Raw genomic sequence first — 17149 nt, forward strand, 5'->3', positions numbered from 1 at the left:
TGAGGTGTTGTCACGGGAACTTCCTCTTTCGAGTGACCATGGTCCCTTCTCGGTGGGCTGACGTCCCGGTCGTGTGCGGGACCGGGACGCCGGACACCTCGGGACGGCGCTCGGGGGCGGCGGCGATCTGGACGGCAGCCGTGGCCAGCAGGCATGTGAGGCCGCCGATGAGCAGGCCGTAGCGGGCGCCGAGGGCTTCGGCGACCCATCCGACGAGGGGGGCGCCGACGGGAGTGCCGCCCAGGAGGACGAGGAAGTACACGGACAGCACACGACCGCGCATACGGGGATCGGCGTTGAGTTGGACCATGGCGTTGGCCATCGTGGTCACCAGTACGGCTGCGAAGCCCGTCGGTACGAGAAGGGCGGCGAACGCGGTGGGCACGGGCATGAGGCCGACCGCGGCTTCCAGCGCCCCGAACACCGCGGCCATGCACAGCAGTTGACGCATGGTGGGTGGCCGGGACCGGTCCGCGCCACGGAGCGCGCCGAGCAGGCTGCCCGCGGCGTAGGCGCAGGACAGGGAGCCGAACGCGGTGGCACCTGAGTGGAAGACCTTGGTGGCCATGAGGGAGATCGTCACCTGGAAGTTGAGCCCGAAGGTGCCGATGGCTCCGGCGAGTGCGATCGGCAGCAGCAGGCCCGGGCTGGAGCGGATGTGCCGTAGCGCATCGGTCAGGCGCACATCGTGGGGTGCGCTGCGCGGGGTGGGGTGCAGTTCGGCGGTGCGCAGGGTGGCCAGCACGGCCAGGACCGCCAGGTAGGAGGCGGCGTTCAGCAGGAAGACCGGGCCGGTCCCCACGGCCGCGATGGTGAGCCCTGCGGCGGCTGGGCCGAGGAGGCGTGCGGCGTTGAACTGGGCGGCGTTCACGCTCACGGCGCTGGGCACCTGGTCTCGTTCGACCATCTCGCCGATGAACGCGTTTCTGGCGGGACCGTCCACGGCGGTCGCGGCACCGAGGGCCAAGGCCAGTAGGCAGACCTGCCAGACGCGCACCATACCGCTGATCGTCAGAGCGCCGAGCAGGAGGGCTTGAAGTGCCATCAGGCTCTGGGCCACGATCAGCAGCCGTCGCCTGGAACAGGCATCGGCGATCACGCCGCCCCACAGCCCGAAGAGGGTCTGCGGGAGGAACTGCAGGGCGGTGACGAGACCGACTGCGGTGCCGCTGTGGTGGGTGAGTTGGAGCACCAGCCAGTCCTGGGCCGCGCGGTGCATCCAGGTGCCCACGTTGGACACCAGTTGCCCGATCACGTAGCGGCGGAAGTTGCGGTTGCCCAGGGTGCGCAGTGCCTGCTGACCGGGCCGCCGCGCCTTCGGTTGGGAGCGCTCAGTCACCGTGTCGGACAAGTCGTTCTCCAGTGCCCTGTACTGACCACTGACAGTCTGCGGTGGTTGCCGCAGGTGTGGGGCGCCGCTCGTCGTCCAGGTAGTGGAAGCCCGGCTCGGGATGCATGAGGAAGTCGTGGTGGGAGATGTTCCAGGCATACGCCCCCGCCATGGCGAACGCCACGCGGTCACCGCTGCGCAGCCGGACCACGGGCACACGGCTGGCCAGGACGTCCTTGGGGGTGCACAGTTGGCCGACCAATGTCACCGGTTCCAAGCGGACCGCGCTCCTCGGCCAGGACCAGGCCCAGGTGTCCGAAGGGATGATCTCGAAAGGCTGGTCGTGCCCCCTGGTGGCCGGGGTACGCAGGTGGTGGGTGCCACCGCCCACCACGGCGAACGCCTCACCGTGACTGCGCTTGACGTCCAGCACGCGCGTCACGTACCAGCCGCAGTACGCCCCGATGGAGCGGCCCGGCTCGATGCGCACCGTCAGTCCGGGGTGGCCGGCCAGCAGGCGGCGAAGACCGGTACCGAAGGCCGACCAGTCGAAGACGCGCTCGGGCTCCTCGTAGTCGACGCCCATGCCGCCGCCCACGTTGACCTCGTCGAGAGGCAGCCCGTGTGCTCGCGTCCAGTCGGCGGCCCATCCGACGACGCGCTCGACCAGGGCGAGTTGGGCGGGGGCGTCGAGGCCGCTGGCCAGATGCGCGTGGACACCGCGCAGCCGGATCCGCGGGTGTGCCGCGAGGATCCGCAGACAGGCATCGAGTTGCGCGGGGTCCATGCCGAACGGGCTCGGGCGGCCCCCCATGACGAGCGGCAACCGGCCCAGTGGAAGTGGAGGGTTGACCCGTAGCAGTACGTCCACCGTGCGTTCGCCGACGAGTGTGGTGAGGACGCGCAGTTCGTGCTGGCTTTCCACATGCACGCGCTCGACGCCCGCCTCCAGCGCGTGCGACAGCTCGCGGGCGGTCTTGCCCGGCCCGCCGAACGCGATGCGGGACGTCGGGAACAGGCGCCGGACGTGCCGCAGTTCACCGGCCGAGGCGACCTCGAATCCGTCGACGCGCTCGCCCAGAGTGCGCAGCAGCCGAGGATCGGAGTTGGCCTTGGCCGCGTAGAACAGTTCCACGCGGTCGGGCAGCGCGGACCGGATCGTGCGGGTGTGACTGCGCAGGGCGGCCAGATCGTAGACGTAGGCGGGCAGTTGGTCATCGGACAGGCCCTGGATGTGCTGCAGAAGCTTCGCTCTCACAGCGCCGCACCTCGTGGGAAGTCGGCGGCGAGCGGGCTCGGCAACGGCACGTAGGTCGCGTACCGGTCCGCCTTGCGCTCCCAACGCAGTAGAAGGTTGGCCTTGGCGGGCAGCGGCACGCCCGACAGCAGTGCCCGCAGACGCGGCGGGTCACCTGCCGTGCGCGCGAAGCAGCCGAGGTGGTCGCGGACCAGTCCCCACAGCGCGGGCTCCAGACCAGGGCTGACGTCGGCCAGCGCGCCGAGCAGTTCGGCGACGTGGTTGACCAGAAGGCAGTAGACGACCCTGTCCCAACCGCGTTCGGCACTGTGGCTGAGCGGCCCCCGCACCTCCTCGTCCAGCCCGGCCAGGGCCGAACGGTGGTGGTCCGGGACCAGCTTGGTTCCTTCCAGGTCGCGGAAGAGGACCTGAGCAGGCCGACCGTCGCTGCGCACCCCGATGAGGACGTTCTGCAGATGCGGCTCCAGGACGACGCCGTGCTCGAAGTAGGCGGCGAGCACCGGTGGCAGCAGCAGCCGCAGATAGTCGTCCCACCAGGCCAGCGGATCGGTGTCGGCGCGGGCGAGCAGGTGTGAGATGTGCGCCGGGCTGTTCGGGTACTCGTCGGCGACGGCGGCGGCCAGCAGCGGTGTGACGCCGGACAGCAGATGCTTCCGTACGCCCTCGCGCACGATCACGCCGAAGCCCTCCACCACCTCTCGATCGCCGCGGCCGTCCCCGAGGCCGAGAGTGCGGTACCCGGGCTCGGCCAGCAGCGCACAACCGGGGTGCCGGGTGGCCAGTCCGGCGAAGATCGGCTGCAGGATCCGGTTCAGGGCGACGGAGCCCGACAACTCGTAGAAGGCGTTCTTGCGCACGCAGTTGGTCAGCCGGACGTTCAAGCTGAACTTCAAGAACACATCGCTGTCCGGCTCGTAGACGGTGCGCACCGAAGAGGTGGGCGCGACGGGCGGCCCGCCGGGACCGAGGTCCACGACATCCCCGCGGGCCAGCGCGGCACGCAACGCGGCGTTCGCGGACAGCATCCGGAACTGCCACGGGTGCGCGGGCAGCACGCGGAACCCCGGCGCCGCCGGGTGAAGCCGGTCCAGAGCGCTGTGGTCACCCTCCGCCCGCACCAGGTCAGCGCGGACCGCGAGATAGCGCAGCGGAAAACGTGACCCGGTCTCCGGACCGTACGCCAGCCAGTCCTGGGGGTCCCCGTCGCGGGCCTTGGGGGCGGGGTGGAATCGGTGGCCGTAGACGAGGGACTGCTCCGACGCGACGTACGCGCACGACGGCGCCGCCAGGTCGCCGCGGGCCTCCAGCACCGCGCGGACGGTCCCGTGGCTCGCGGCCACCTGGCCCAGGAACTCCTCGTTGTCCACGCCCGTGCGCAAGGTCAACTCGTCACGCACCAAAGCGGCCAGCTGATCCCATTCGAGCGCGGACCATACCGCACCGTCCTGGCGCTCGACCGGTCCGCTGAACCTGTGCGCACCGATCATCGAGACGCGGCGCAGGGGAACTCGCAGCAGGACGCCGCGGCGGGGGAGGCGCACCAGCAGGTGCTCGTTCGCGACGACGACCTGGCGCTCGGGCGAAGACACCTCGCGGATGAGGCAGTTGATCAGAGTGTGGGCGGTCACGGTGCCAGCGGTCTGCGCCGGTGTACCGGCCGGAGCCACAACGATCGGGACGGTCATCTGGCGTCATCCCCTCGGCCGCGATTGGGCGCGCTGGCCAGCGGGTTGGGAACGCCCACCCACTGTGCCTTTCCCGGCTCGTCGGCGAGCCGCATGGCCGTTGTGGCCTTCAGCGGCCAGTGTTCGCCGAAGAAGGCCTCCTCATCACCGTTGTCGGGCCGCAGATCGGCGTAGACACGCCGCGCCACGGCGGCGACCGAGGCCCACAACGCCCCCGGGTCGGCCCCGCGCGCACGGCAGAGCACGGACACCAGCTCGCTGAACACCCCGCTGAGCAACGCACCGAACAACTTGTTGCGGAGGGCCTGGACGTCGTCGCCCGCGCGGTCACCAGTCAGTGGCGGAAGTTCGAGGGCGTGCTCGGCCAAGCGCCGCGGGCTCACCCGGACACCGTCCAGGTCCCGGTACAGCACCCGCACCGGCCGCCCCTCGCTCAGTACCACCAGTGTGTTCTGGCCATGGGCCTCCAACGCGACTCCCATCGACAGCAGGGTCAACGCGGGGGGTAGCACCAACTCGGCGAAGTCAACGAGCCACGTCGCGGCGTCTCCCGACACCACAGCTGCACCGGTGGCATGGACAGCGGTGAGCGGCACGGCGACCTCGCCGGGGCCGAGGAAGCGTTCGTACGACTCGCGCACCATCACCGCCAGGCTCGGACAGGGGAGCCCTCCGACGCGTACCGCACCACCACCCACCTCGCGCAGGATGCGGAGACACCCGCCGTAACCGGCCTTGTCCACCACGGCCGACACGAAGTCCGACAGCACCGGGCCATCGGTGACCTCCGCAGGCGAGATCGTCCGCCGGTAGTTGGTGACCTGGACGTCCAAGGAGGTCTTGATGTGATGGCCCGGCAGGGCGTCCAGAGGTGCCACGGTACGCAGCGACAGCAGCGGGCGGGAGCTGATCCGTCGATCGATGGTGAACAGTTCCGGATACCGCGGGACCACATGATCGCGCTGCCACGGGTGCACCGGGACCAGAACCGTCCCGCCCTCCCGCAACTCCTCCGGCCACCTGCCCGCCTCCAGCCAGCGGTCGACCGGAACGGCCAACAGCGCGAGATCGACCACGGGCCGGTGCTCCGGCGCGTAAGCCAGTACTTCCGCCATCGACAGCCCGATACGGGTGCGGCAACACGGATGCTGCGGATGACCGTCGACCACCGCCTGTTCGGCGTCGATGGAGCTTTTCACCGGGCGTGGTGCCCCACCGGCAGCGGCACGGGCCAAAGCCAGGTTGACGACGCTGTTGCCCAACTCATCGGCCAGCGCTCGCGCCCTCGGTGTGTTCGGCGCCATGGCCGCGAGCAGTTCCACCGGATCCGTGATCGGTCCCGACGGCCCCTCGACCGAGAAGTCCGACGGCACCTGGGCGAAACGCTCGGCACACGCCGCCTCCCCCACCAGTCGGCCACGGTGCCTCAACTCCACTATCAGCGTCTCCCCCTGAGCACGCACACCCCGCACCCCTGGCAGCGGCTCGCGCGCCAAGGCTCCCCACAACCGGCCGAGAACAGTCGCACGCGACCCCGGCAGCTCCGCCGAGAACGCCTCGGCGAGCTCCGGGCGCACCGCTCTGACCTCGTCGACCACTGTGTCCCGCACGCTCCACCTCCACCCGTTCACAGACCGCTTCGCCGCTGACGGCATAGCACCGACACTAGGGACAGCCGGGTGAGCAAAGGGCCAGCAAGATGCCAGGGGACGGCCAGCACGAGACCAAGAATTCGGCTGCGGCAGCGCGACCCGCGCCGATCGTCGTGTTCGCGCGAACATGAGTACCGGTCAACTCACACCTGCCACTTTCCCCCCTTCGATGGGTTCCCTTCGGCATGCCGGAGCGGAGGCCGTGTGCATCAGCGAACCTACGCATACGACAAATCACCCTATTGGCTCTCATTAGCGCTTACATGAAGGGGAAGGGGTCGGCGTGCGCCGCGGTCGCGATGAAGAAACGTAGAGCCTCCACGTCCGCCGGGGAGGGCGAGAGATGGCCCAGCCAGTTGCGCCTGACGATGTTCGTCGTCCTGATGGGCGCGGTCATGCTCAACCTCGATTCGTCCATCGTCCATGTCGCACTGCGGTCGCTGGCCACTGGCCTGCGCATGCCGTTGGGGACCGCGCAGTGGATCGTCACGGTCTATCTCCTGGCGTTCGCGGCGGCCGTCCCGACAAGCACCTGGAGCACCCAGCGATTTGGCCCGGAGCGGGTCCATGCGACCGCCCTCGGCGTCTTCACCGCCGCGACCGCGCTGTGCGGTCTGACCGACGCTCCATGGCAGCTCATCGCCATCCGTGCCGTGCAGGGCGCTGGCGGTGGACTGATCAGTTCGGTCAGCCGGATCATGCTGGTCACCGCGGCCGGGCCCCAGCGGCTACCGAGGGCGCTGGCCGCCCTCGGGATTCCGCTGATGGTGGTCTCGGTCGTCGGGCCGCTGATGGGCGGCGGGTTGTTGAAGTGCCTGGGATGGCGTTCGATCTTCTTCCTCGACGTGCCGGTCGGCGTCCTCGCGACGCTGCTCTCCTGTCGGCTGGTCGAGCCTCGGCCGTCCCGTCCCAAGCCGTCGCTCGACGTGGTCGGTTTGCTACTGGTCTCCCCCGGACTGGCCGGTGTGGTGTACGCGCTTTCCGATGCCAGCCGGGTCAGCGGGCTCGGCTCCCCGGACGTGGTGGTCCCGCTGTGCGCCGGGTCCGCGCTCCTGGCGGCCTTCGTCGTGTGGTCGCTTCGGGGCAGCAGCCCGCTACTGGATCTGCGGCTCTACCGGAACGTGGTGTTCAGAGCGGCCGCGCAGTCGACGCTGGCTACCGGCGCCGTGGTTTTCGGCGGAGCGATCCTGCTCCCGCTGTATCTGCAGAGCGTCCGAGGCGACGACACCTGGCGGACCGGTCTGCTCGTGGCGCCGCAGGGGCTGGGGACGGCCGCCGCGCTGTGGCTGTCCGCTCGACTGTTCGAGCGGATCGGGAGCACCTCCGTGCTGGTCGGCAGCGGCGCCGTACTGCTCGCCACCCTTCCGTTCGCCTTCCTGACGACGACCACACCGTACTGGTGGCTGATCACCGCCACGATGCTCCGGGGCGCGTGCGTCGGGCTGGCGCTGTATCCGGCGATGACGGCCGCGTACCGGACGCTGCCGCCCGCACACATCGGCCAAGCGAGCACACAGTTCAACGCACTTGAGCACATTGGCGGTTCACTGGGGACGGCGGCACCCGTCCTGCTCATGTCCCGCCTGTCCCATGCCCACAGCCATGCTCCGATGTACAGGGCACACGCGGTCGATGTCGCTTACTGGGTGCTGATCGCGGTCAGCGTGTGCGGCCTGGTACCCGCGTCCGCGCTGGTGGCCGCGCAGCGCCGGGGCCAGCGGCCTGACCCCGGATGAACCTCGGTCCCACCAAGCCGTGACCACCGGACTCCGGCCGGCTCCGGGCCGGTACTGCGCCGGGAACCGAGAGTTTGTTGATCGCTCAAGGCTGGGAGTCGATTGCCTCTTGCAGGCCCTCGTCACTTGTGGTCGCGGAGGAAGGCGGGGATGTCACCACGGGTCGGGTAGTTCGGCAAGGGCGCCGGCCTGTCCTGGAGGAACGCGGTGATGGCGGCGAGGGCCCGTTGGTCGTTGTTGTCGAGGCCGTTCCACATGTGGTGTCCGACTGCGGGCATGTACTGCGTGCGGCGGATGGCGGGGTCGTCGGCGAGGACGGCGGTCTCCCACTGCCGGACCTGGGAGGAGCACTCGGCGATCATCAGCATCGCAGGCGTCCGGGAGCGCCTCAACTGCGGGGCGATGGAGGGTGAGTCCATGATCGTCTGCTGGACGCGGAGGCTGGCGGCGGGACTGAAGGAGAAGTTCCGCGCGGTGTCCTCGACGGGAATGCGGTGCGCGTCCCGCGCGCAGTAGCCGGACGCGGTGTCGCTGCCGAGATCGGCGGCGGTGAACGCGTTGTCACCCTCGGCCTGTCCCACCAGCCCGCTGTCGGGGCTGAGCAGCCCGAGTTTCATGAGGCCGAACGCGACGGCGTAGCGCGGGACTTGCGTCGAGCGCGGTCCGGTCATGGCCGGTGCGAGGCCACGTGCGGACGGTCGCCCCTCGTGCCCGGTGATACGCGCGGTGGGGCCGTCCATCGGGCCGGGCTCCGCGATGATCGCCCGATGGACGTGCGCGGCGACGCGCGGGTCGGCCAGGCCCCGGGTGAGTATGACCGCGCCCGAGGAGAATCCCAGGACGTCGACCCTGCCCTTGCCCAGCCGGTCGACGAAGGCGCCGAGGTCGCGGACCGACCTGGAGATCGTGTACTGGCCCATGGGAAGCAGGTCGCTGCGTCCGCCACCGGCCTGCTCGTAGGCGTAGACGTCGTAGCCCTGCCGCGCCAGGAGTTGCAGGAACCGGTGGTCGAGTACCGAAATGCCGCGCACCGGACCGCCGTTGAGGTACACGAGCGGCACGGGGTGCCGGATGCCGGCGTTCGCCGACGGGTAGTGGTACACCGCGACTCGGCTGCCCGTGGCCAGGCTCCAGTGCTGTGTGGCCACGAACGGCAGGGCTGGTGGGGACCGTCGCGCCGTGGGCACGGTCGGGATGCAGACCGATGCCGTCAACGCCGCCGCGACGGCCACCGGCAGGAACGGCACGAGCCGCGCCCGCCAGGCACGGCGCCGACCCCGCCACAGTGCGGCGACGATCGCGGCTCCGAGGGTCGCCGCCCACGCGGTGAGCCCCGAGCCCGCCCCGTCCGTGAGGACGATCAGCGTCAGGAAGACGGCGATCAGTCCCACGACGGCGGCTGCAGCCGACGGCAGGCGGCCGGAGAAGCGGACAGCACGTATGGCAGACGGTGGCATGGCAGTCTCCCGACAGTTTCAAAACGCTGTTTCAAAACGACGTTATCAGAACGGGTAGGCTGGTCTCCGTGGGTAGGCCGAGAACGAACGACGCCGCCGTCAAAGAGCGGCTCGTGGCATGTGCGACCGAGATGTTCGCCACCCGTCCGCGGGAGTCGGTCACGGTCCGCGCCCTGGCCGCTGCCGCCGGGACGTCAACAGCGGCGGTGTACACGCTGTTCGACGGTAAGGACGCACTGGTCGGTGAGGTGCGCGACAGGGCGGTCGCCGGCCTGTTCCAACACCTGTCGGCGGTTCCGGCCTCCGACGACGCCCTCGCCGACCTTTACGCGCTGGCCGCCGCGTACCGGCGATGGGGAAGCGAACACCGCCACCTCTACACGGTGTTGTTCGGTGGTGCGCAGTCCTTCGAACCATCCGGCGTGGTCGGCACCCGCGACCCCGTCCGGCCGCTCATCGCAGCGATCGACCGCGCCGTGGCGGGCTCGGTCCTCGCCGGGGAGGCGACGCTGATCGCCGTCTCGCTGTGGGTGACCCTGCACGGGCTCGTGACTCTCGAGCTGGCCGGAGCCCTCGACGCCGCCACGGCCGAGGCCACGTTCCCATCGACCGTTCACGCCACGCTGCGCGGATGGGCGACCCCCGCGGTGTTTCCCAGTCTTCGGCGCACCGACCCCGCGCCGTGACCGCGGCCACGACCAACTTCCGCTTCCTGCCGCCCTACTCGTCGGAGTCTGAACGCCGACGAGTTCGTCAACGCCGACCTCAGACGCAGCCTGACCATGCAGAAGCGGGCCCGGTGACGAAGCCCAACTGGTCGCAGATATCGGCAAGTTCTTCCACCGGCGACAGTGCCAGCCACGCATCATCCGCGGCCCCTACGTGCGCTACATCCTCGAATAGAACCGATTGAGTTTCGGATCAACAGGCCGAGAACCGGTTCCGCATGCCGTACTTGGTTATGAACTTCTCCGGGTCGTTCGACTGTTCTTCCCGACAGGGGCGAAGGTCGCCCGATGCGGTACTGGTCCTGTCTGGCTACTTATGTCGGGCAGGCCCGCTTCGGCAATAACTCATCACATCGGGGTGATTTGCCTGGGAAGAGGCGGCAGGAGTGGCGAGGCGGCCTAACCTTTGGGTATGCGGACCGCCTCTTCCCCCGATGTGGAGGAGCCTGGCGGCCTGACGTGGGCCATCATCCGGCAGGACGGTAACGGCAGCCGCTACCGCGTGAGCCGCTATGCCACCCGCCAGGAGGCCGAGCGGGTGTGTGAAGCCTTCCAGGCGCGCGGCTACGGGCCGCTCTACGTAATCGAGAAGGTCGACCGCCAGCAGGCACCCTAGTCGTACACGCCTGGAAGGCCGATGAAGGCCTTGCTCGCAAACTCCCCGCCTGTGCCAGGTGCGCCACTGTTCGGCACGGCACACGTCGGCCTTGGCTTGGCGACTGGCTCGCTGATTCCTCCGGCCTAGGTGATCGCCGCGAGAGCGCCAAGGAGCGGGCTGAGGAGGGCGACGAGGCCGTGAGCGGCGAGGCCCAGGAAGTTCCGCACGGCAACCTGCGCTGACGACTCTTCCCCGGCCGCCAGAGAGCCCCATCTCTAGTTCTTCAGGGCGGTTCGGCTGGCCGGGAAGCGTTCGCCTCACCGGCTTGGCGAACCCCGGGGGAGTGGCGCAACCCGTCCTGAACGTGATCGGTTACTCGCCGGGTGCTGGCCCGTCCGGGTTGGTGGTGCTGCCCGGTGGTGGGGGCGGTTGGTCGAGGAAGGCGCGCAGGCCCAGCTCGATTCTGAGCTCCTCGCTGTCCAGCAGCGACTGCAGTCTGCGCAGCACGATGTCGTCGATGTTGCTTTGGTCTCGAAGGCGGATCAGGGCGTCGCGTTCGACCGCGATCAGCGCACGGCGCAGTTCGAGTCCAGCCCGCATGCCGGATCCGGTGGGCTCCGGTGTCTCCTCGGCTTGGGCGGCGTACTGGCGCAGTTCGTCCAGGATGACGTCGACGGTCTCCCGTGGCGTGTTCAGTCGGCGGGCGCAGTCGGGGAGGGCCTCCAGCGCGGCGGTGACCATCTGGCGACGGGCGCGTCGTTCCTCGATCGTCTCTGCGGCATCGCGGCGCAGGCCCGCCCAGCGGACCACCGCGGGCATGGTGGTCCCTTGAACGACCAGCGTGACCAGGATGACGACGACGGCGGTGAAGACCAGCAGGTTGCGTCCCGCGAACGGCCGACCGTCGGCCATGGTGGTCGGGACGGCGAGAGCGGCTGCCAGCGACACGGCTCCACGCACCCCGCTCCAGGCGAGGGGGAACCGTTGCCGGGCGCCGGAGCGCAGCGTGCGCTGGATCGGACGGCGGTCGACGGCGCGGATGATGTACGGCACCGAGTAGAACCACAGCAGGCGAGTGGCGACCACAACGCCGCTGATCAGCAAGGCGGTGACCGCCGCGTGTCCCAGGGCGGCGGAACCGGTCGCGCTCACGATGGCCGGTGTCTCGATGCCGACCAGGACGAACAGGGCACCGTTGAGGATGAACGTGCTCACTTCCCAGAAGTGGACGACCTGCACCCTCGCGCCCGCGCTCATCACCTTGGGACCGGCCTGGCTGAGGATGAGGCCGCAGGTGACCACTGCCAGGACACCGGAGACACCGGCTGCCTGCGCGGGCAGATAGGTGGCGAACGGGGTGAGCACCGCCAGGACGCTATCCAGTGTGCGGTCGTACAACCGCCTGCGCAGTGCCACGACGGCGACGGCGCAGGCGGCGCCGATCGCGACACCGCCCGCGTAGTCCAGCAGGAAGCGTGCGACAGCGCCCGGCCAGCTGAATCTCTGTCCCCGCACGGCCACTGCGAGCACCACGGTGTAGAGGGCGAGCGCGGTTCCGTCGTTGATCAGGCTCTCTGTCCGGAGGATGATCCTGATCCGTCGGGGCAGGTCCCGGGCGACCGCCGCCACGGCGATGGCATCGGTCGGCGCGAGGACCGTGCCCAGGACGAGGGCGACCGGCCAGGAGAGGCCCATGGCGTGTGCCACCGCGGCCACGGCGGCGGATGTGGCCAGCACCAGGCCGGTCGAGAGCAGCATGATGGCCCGCACGTTCGTACGGATCTCACGGAGGGAGGTGGTCAGCGACTCCCAGTGGAGCAGGGGTGGCAGGAACAGGAGCAGAACGACATCGGGGCGCAGGACCAGCGTGCGGAAGTCGGGGACGAGGCCGATCACGCACCCGGCCGCCACCAACAGGACCGGTTCGTTCCAGCGCAGGCGGCGGGCAAGCCAGGTCGTGGCGAGTACGGCCGCGAGGACCACCACGGTGACTTCCAAGCCCTGCATTCGGCACCGCCTTCGCGCTGGGGCAGGTGCCCCTGTCCTGGTTCCCGTCGGAGCCGAGGCGTCAACTCCGGTTCTCTAGCGGCATCCCGGTCGGGTGGGTGCGGCTCCGGTCCATATGAACAGGTGCCCGGCGCTCACAGGGAGGAGGCATGCCACGGACGGCCACTGATGGGCCTGGTTGTCGTCGCCAGGCCGCCGTCGTCGGGTGTCCCGGGGTGTCCAGCCCGAGGCCGCTGGCAGGGCCCGGACAAAGCCTGCAAATGGGCTGGCGGGACGTTCTGCACACCCTTGAAACGTCACGCGGACGGGACCTCACCACCCGTCAGCAGGCGGTCAGCCGAGCGCACTCCCGCCCGTCCGCGAAGTCCGGTCGAGGGGGCCATCGCTCAACTGAGGATTTCTCGCGGAGCCGTTGTCAGTGGGCGGACCTAGTGTCGAGGTATGGCACTTTCACGCGAAGGACGCGAAAGCTTTCTGGCTGAGCCGCATGTAGCCGCGCTCGGCGTCGCAGCTGACGGCGACCGTGGGCCGTTGATGGTTCCAATTTGGTACGCCTACGAGCCCGGTGGTCTGCCGTGGATCCTGACCGGCGCGGACTCCCGGAAGATGACCCTGATCAGGGCGGCGGGCCGCTTCAGCCTGCTGGTACAACGCACGGATCCTACGGTCCGGTACGTTTCGGTCGAAGGACCGGTCGCCGAAGTGACCGAAGGGACCAGCACGCTCCATCGCGAGATGGCCGGCCGCTACCTCTCGGGTGAGACACTCGACCGGTACGCGGCGTGGGCGGAGGTGGAGCTCGCCGACCACGTGGTGGTCCGCATGCGTCCAGAGCGCTGGCTCACCGCCGATCTGGGCACGGCTTGATCAGTGACTTTGCCCCGGTCATCCGCACAGCCGTAGAGCAGAGCGTCGATGGCCTGGTCCAGGTGACTCGTGCGGCCGAAGGCGGTATGGCGGGCGCCCGGTTGAGACGTGCGCCGTAATCTCCTGCGAGATGAGTTGCCGTCCCGCTGTGAACTGAGGACGCCATGGCACCTTCGGCCTCCGTCGACTTGCCTGAACCGGTTTGGCCGCGGCCGGAGATTGGGCCAGGCGCTCCGTTCCCGAGACATGGGGACGGTGTTCCGGTACGTGCCGTGGTACGGCGGGGCGAGCCAGGCCAGCCTCGCGGCGGTCGTCGACATGACGCAGGGTCGCGTGAACGAAGTCATCAACGAGCGCCGCGAGGTGGCTCGCCCAGACGTGTTTTAGCGGATCGCTGACGGGCTCGGCATGCCGGACGATGCCCGGCACATCTCCTCGGTCTCGCTTCGGCCCGAAGTCAAGCCCTGGTGGCGAGCGGTCGCCATGCGTTCCAGGTGTCGAGTCGCTGCTGGTAGGCGGCTTCGACGACGGGATAGGGGTACGCACCGAGGAAGAGCCGCAGAGGTGGTTCCTCGGTGTCGACCAGTTCGAGGATGACCTCGGCGGTGGCCTGCGGATCCTGTGGCGCGCGAGCGGTGGCGCCGGCCCGGCGCGCCTCACGGATCGGTTCGTACGCGGCGATGGGTTCGGTACGTACCGCGGACGCGCCGGACCAGTCGGTGCCGTAGGGGCCGGGTTCGACGATCGTGACGTGGATGCCGAGCGGACCGACTTCCTGGGCGAGTGCTTCACTCATCCCCTCGAGCGCCCACTTGGAGGCGTTGTACAGCCCGAGGGTGGGAAAGGCGGCGAGACCTCCGAGACTGGACACCTGCACGATGTGCCCGCTTTGTTGGGCTCGCAGGAACGGAAGCGCGGCCTGTGTCACCCACAGCGGGCCGAGCAGGTTGGTGTCGAGCTGGGCGCGGGCCTGCGCCTCGGTGGTCTCCTCGACCATGCCGAAGAGGCCGTAGCCAGCGTTGTTGACGACCACGTCGAGGCGGCCGAAAGCCTCGGCGGCCCGCCGCACGGCGGCGGTGGCGGCGGCTCGGTCGGTGATGTCGAGGCGGAGCGGGAGCACGCTGTCCCCGTAGGCGTCGACGAGGTGTTGCAGCGACTCGGGGCGGCGCGCCGTGGCGGCGACGCGGTCGCCGCGGGCGAGGGCGGCGGCGGCCCAGATCCGACCGAAGCCGCGGGACGCGCCGGTGATGAACCAGGTCTTCATGGCTCGATCCTGCGTGGTCCACCGGTCCGCAGCCAGCACCCCGGGAGGGTTACCCTCCCGCTATGGCGACCGACAACCCCCTGGGGGAGTTCCTGAAAGCCCGGCGGGGACGGATCCCGCCCTCGCACGCGGACCGGCCCGCCCTCGGCCGACGGCGGGTCGCGGGGTTGCGCCGGGAGGAGTTGGCCCGGCTCGCAGGCATCAGCGAGCCGTACCTGACCCGGCTGGAACAGGGCGTCGACCGCCACCCGTCACCGCAGGTACTGCGGGCGCTCGCGCGGGCACTGGACCTGGACGCCGACGCCTCGGCGTTCATGTTCACGCTCGCCGCCCCGGATCCCGTACGGCTTCCGGAGACCGAGGTCACTCCGGACGTGCACCAGCTGCTCGACGCGTGGGTGGACAGCCCGGCGTACGTGCGCAACCGGCGGTTCGACGTGCTGGCCGCGAACGAACGGGCCCGCGCGCTTGCCCCGATGTACGAGCCCGGGCACAACCTGGTCCGGGACATGTTCCTCTCCCGCGAGGTCCGCCGACTGCTCCCAGATTGGCCGGAGATCGCCGCGCAGACCGCTGCTGCCCTGCGCGCGGAGGCCGACCCGCGCGATCCCAGGACCGCGCGGCTCGTCGCCGAGCTGGAGGCCAACGAGGATTTCCGCCGCCTATGGGCCCGGCAAGACGCGCGGCCCTCCCGCGACGAGCTCAAACGGTTCATGCATCCGGTCGTTGGGGAATTCTCCCTGCGGCGGCAGGCGCTTACCGTTGGCGGTGCCGAGCAGCAAGTGATCATCGTCTACCAGGCGGCGCCCGGAAGCCCCTCTGCCGCCGCCCTGGCCCGGCTCCTTTGATGTGCGGATGGAGCGTTGGGCGCGGCGGATCTGAAAGGGAAGGATGGAGGCGGCTGAAGAGACGGTGGGGATCCACCTCGCCGTGGTCGGCCTCATGTGCCGCCGCCTCACCGGAGCATCCACCCCGAACCGGCGGGGGCCTGGCCCGAACTACGTGCGAGGCCAGTTGATGGTGCGTGGCCGGTCTTTCGCGTAGCGTCGACTTGGCCCCGGATCGCCGAGTGGCAACCCCGTGTGCAACGCAGACAACGCATGCTGTACGGCCACCGGGTACCAGCCCGGCGCGAGGTTGACGAGGAGCCGGGCCGACTGCTCGGGCCCTCTCGGACCTTCAGGTGCGGCACGTGCGCGAGCTGATGACCCGGGCCTGGCAGCGCTTCGACTACAAGTCGTGCCCCGAGCCAGCCACACCATCCACACTCGACGACTGAACCCAGCCGGGCGCGCTCGGCGCCCGGCGTCTCCCGTCCTCTTCGCAAGTCGTTCAACCGCACGTCGGGCGCACGGTGGTGCGGCCGCCGCCCCGGTGGCTGTGAACGGGTACTCGGCTGGTCACCGGGGCGGGTGCCATGGGCGGCCGCTCAGTTGAGTAGGCCGGGGCGGTGCGGGAAGCGGTGCTTGGCGATCGCGGCCATGAACGCGTCGGCCACCTCGGCGGTGGAGGCGTCGTCCGCGGCGGTGAAGAGCCCCAGGTCGGGACCGGCACCGCGGAGCGCTTCCTCGGGCAGCTTGGCGGCAGTCAGCAGACCGGCCCCGTCGGCGAGGGTGGCCAGCGGCTTGCCGTGCCGGTAGGCCTCCTCGACAAACCGCACCGCCGCCGGATCCTCCGCCAACGTGTCCGCGGCCCGCTTGCCGGCCGGTACCACCACCGCGTCGTAGAGGACCGAGGCCATGGTCGGCATCGCCCGATCGACCTCCAGCGTGTCGCCGTTGTTGCCGCGTACCGAGCCTGCCTTGGCGGCGAGCACCTCCACGATGGCCCCGTTCTCGGTGAGCCTGTCACGCATCGCCGCAAGCTGCTGTGTTTCGCTGCCGTCCGCCGCCAGGACGGCGACCTTGCGGGTACGGATGCCCTCACCGCGCAGGTTCTCCTGGCTGAGTGCGGGGGAGAAGGCGTCGGAGACGGTGCCTGGCGCCTGCGGAGTCGCAAGCCCCAGACCGTCCGCGACCGCGCCGGCCAGGTCCGGGTGGACGTTCGCCAGGTTGCCGACCATCCGCTCGCGGACCTCGACGGTTTCCACCTTGCCGAGCTCGAAGCGGAACGCCTCCACGATATGGCGCTTCTCCCAGTCGGACATGCTGTTCCAGAACAGCGTCGCCTGGCTGTAGTGGTCCTTGAAGCTGTCACTGCGGACGCGGATCTTCTCGCCTTCCACCCGCTGCTGGTAGTGGCGGAAGACCCCGGCGCCCCCGCCGGCTCCGGCGTGCGCGGGGCAGCCGCCACCGAGTGAGTTGGGGAAGTAGCTGGTGCGGCCCGAGTGGATCACCTGCTGGCCGAAGCCGTCGCGGTGGTTGTGGTGCACCTCCGCGATGGGGCGGTTCACCGGGAGCTGGCTGAAGTTGGGACCGCCCAAGCGGATCAGCTGGGTGTCGAGGTAGGAGAAGTTACGGCCCTGCAGCAGCGGGTCGTTGGTGAAGTCGATGCCGGGAACGACGTTGGCGGTGTGGAAGGCGACTTGCTCCGTCTCGGCGAAGAAGTTCTGCGGGTTGCGATCGAGC

The 17149-nt window shown here is 69.7% G+C and carries 13 protein-coding genes; 5 read left to right on the forward strand and 8 right to left on the reverse strand.

Annotated elements, in window-relative coordinates:
* Positions 1–10 precede the first annotated feature (10 nt).
* The 4 genes from O5O46_RS32490 to O5O46_RS32505 are packed head-to-tail and all read right to left on the reverse strand — an operon-like array spanning position 11 to position 5883.
* On the reverse strand, positions 11–1351 hold the full coding sequence (locus O5O46_RS32490) for an MFS transporter (RefSeq protein ID WP_269859235.1): 1341 nt from the start codon (positions 1349–1351) through the stop codon (positions 11–13).
* Complete coding sequence (locus O5O46_RS32495) at positions 1332–2588, reverse strand: type III PLP-dependent enzyme (protein WP_269859236.1); 1257 nt, start codon at positions 2586–2588, stop codon at positions 1332–1334. The genes O5O46_RS32490 and O5O46_RS32495 overlap by 20 nt, the downstream gene beginning before the upstream one ends.
* On the reverse strand, positions 2585–4273 hold the full coding sequence (locus O5O46_RS32500) for an IucA/IucC family protein (RefSeq protein ID WP_269859237.1): 1689 nt from the start codon (positions 4271–4273) through the stop codon (positions 2585–2587). Before O5O46_RS32500 ends, O5O46_RS32495 begins: the two co-directional genes overlap by 4 nt.
* Positions 4270–5883, reverse strand: coding sequence for an IucA/IucC family protein (locus O5O46_RS32505; RefSeq protein WP_269859238.1), 1614 nt, complete (start codon positions 5881–5883; stop codon positions 4270–4272). Before O5O46_RS32505 ends, O5O46_RS32500 begins: the two co-directional genes overlap by 4 nt.
* Positions 5884–6224: 341 nt before the next feature.
* Here O5O46_RS32505 and O5O46_RS32510 point away from each other — a divergent pair, with 341 nt between their 5' ends.
* The gene (locus tag O5O46_RS32510) at positions 6225–7661 is read left to right on the forward strand and encodes a DHA2 family efflux MFS transporter permease subunit (RefSeq protein ID WP_269859239.1); all 1437 of its coding nucleotides are present in this window, start codon (positions 6225–6227) and stop codon (positions 7659–7661) included.
* Between the two features lie 122 nt (positions 7662–7783).
* On the opposite strand, the gene O5O46_RS32515 is transcribed toward O5O46_RS32510, so the two are convergent.
* Positions 7784–9118 carry an alpha/beta fold hydrolase gene (locus tag O5O46_RS32515; protein ID WP_269859240.1) on the reverse strand — a complete coding sequence of 445 codons (1335 nt, stop codon included), beginning with the start codon at positions 9116–9118 and terminating at the stop codon, positions 7784–7786.
* 68 nt (positions 9119–9186) lie between these two features.
* Here O5O46_RS32515 and O5O46_RS32520 point away from each other — a divergent pair, with 68 nt between their 5' ends.
* Positions 9187–9804, forward strand: coding sequence for a TetR/AcrR family transcriptional regulator (locus O5O46_RS32520; RefSeq protein WP_269859241.1), 618 nt, complete (start codon positions 9187–9189; stop codon positions 9802–9804).
* Positions 9805–10258: 454 nt separating this feature from the next.
* Positions 10259–10462, forward strand: coding sequence for an SPOR domain-containing protein (locus tag O5O46_RS32525; protein WP_269859242.1), 204 nt, complete (start codon positions 10259–10261; stop codon positions 10460–10462).
* A 354-nt stretch (positions 10463–10816) separates the two neighbouring features.
* On the opposite strand, the gene O5O46_RS32530 is transcribed toward O5O46_RS32525, so the two are convergent.
* On the reverse strand, positions 10817–12451 hold the full coding sequence (locus O5O46_RS32530; RefSeq protein WP_269859243.1) for a Na+/H+ antiporter: 1635 nt from the start codon (positions 12449–12451) through the stop codon (positions 10817–10819).
* Positions 12452–12892: 441 nt separating this feature from the next.
* Between O5O46_RS32530 and O5O46_RS32535 the strand changes: the two genes are divergently transcribed.
* Positions 12893–13318, forward strand: coding sequence for a pyridoxamine 5'-phosphate oxidase family protein (locus O5O46_RS32535; RefSeq protein ID WP_269859244.1), 426 nt, complete (start codon positions 12893–12895; stop codon positions 13316–13318).
* Positions 13319–13775: 457 nt separating this feature from the next.
* Here O5O46_RS32535 and O5O46_RS32540 read toward each other — a convergent pair whose 3' ends face one another.
* Positions 13776–14582, reverse strand: a complete 807-nt coding sequence (locus O5O46_RS32540; protein WP_269859245.1) for an SDR family oxidoreductase — start codon at positions 14580–14582, stop codon at positions 13776–13778.
* A 62-nt stretch (positions 14583–14644) separates the two neighbouring features.
* On the opposite strand from O5O46_RS32540, the gene O5O46_RS32545 reads away from it, so the two are divergent.
* A complete protein-coding gene (locus tag O5O46_RS32545; protein ID WP_269859246.1) occupies positions 14645–15430 on the forward strand; it encodes a helix-turn-helix domain-containing protein in 786 nt (261 codons plus the stop codon).
* A 581-nt stretch (positions 15431–16011) separates the two neighbouring features.
* On the opposite strand, the gene O5O46_RS32550 is transcribed toward O5O46_RS32545, so the two are convergent.
* A partial coding sequence (locus O5O46_RS32550) for a catalase (protein ID WP_269859247.1) occupies positions 16012–17149 on the reverse strand: 1138 nt, incomplete at its 5' end.

It is taken from the genome of Streptomyces sp. RPT161, from assembly GCF_027533845.1.
GTDB classification, from domain to species: Bacteria; Actinomycetota; Actinomycetes; order Streptomycetales; family Streptomycetaceae; genus Streptantibioticus_A; species Streptantibioticus_A silvisoli_A.

Excerpts from the sequence above, each read along its gene's own strand:
- O5O46_RS32500 (WP_269859237.1), bottom strand. The coding sequence starts at position 4,273 with ATGACCGTCCCGATCGTTGTGGCTCCGGCCGGTACACCGGCGCAGACC.
- O5O46_RS32510 (WP_269859239.1), top strand. The coding sequence starts at position 6,225 with ATGAAGAAACGTAGAGCCTCCACGTCCGCCGGGGAGGGCGAGAGATGG.
- O5O46_RS32515 (WP_269859240.1), bottom strand. The coding sequence starts at position 9,118 with ATGCCACCGTCTGCCATACGTGCTGTCCGCTTCTCCGGCCGCCTGCCG.
- O5O46_RS32525 (WP_269859242.1), top strand. The coding sequence starts at position 10,259 with ATGCGGACCGCCTCTTCCCCCGATGTGGAGGAGCCTGGCGGCCTGACG.
- O5O46_RS32530 (WP_269859243.1), bottom strand. The coding sequence starts at position 12,451 with ATGCAGGGCTTGGAAGTCACCGTGGTGGTCCTCGCGGCCGTACTCGCC.
- O5O46_RS32535 (WP_269859244.1), top strand. The coding sequence starts at position 12,893 with ATGGCACTTTCACGCGAAGGACGCGAAAGCTTTCTGGCTGAGCCGCAT.
- O5O46_RS32540 (WP_269859245.1), bottom strand. The coding sequence starts at position 14,582 with ATGAAGACCTGGTTCATCACCGGCGCGTCCCGCGGCTTCGGTCGGATC.
- O5O46_RS32545 (WP_269859246.1), top strand. The coding sequence starts at position 14,645 with ATGGCGACCGACAACCCCCTGGGGGAGTTCCTGAAAGCCCGGCGGGGA.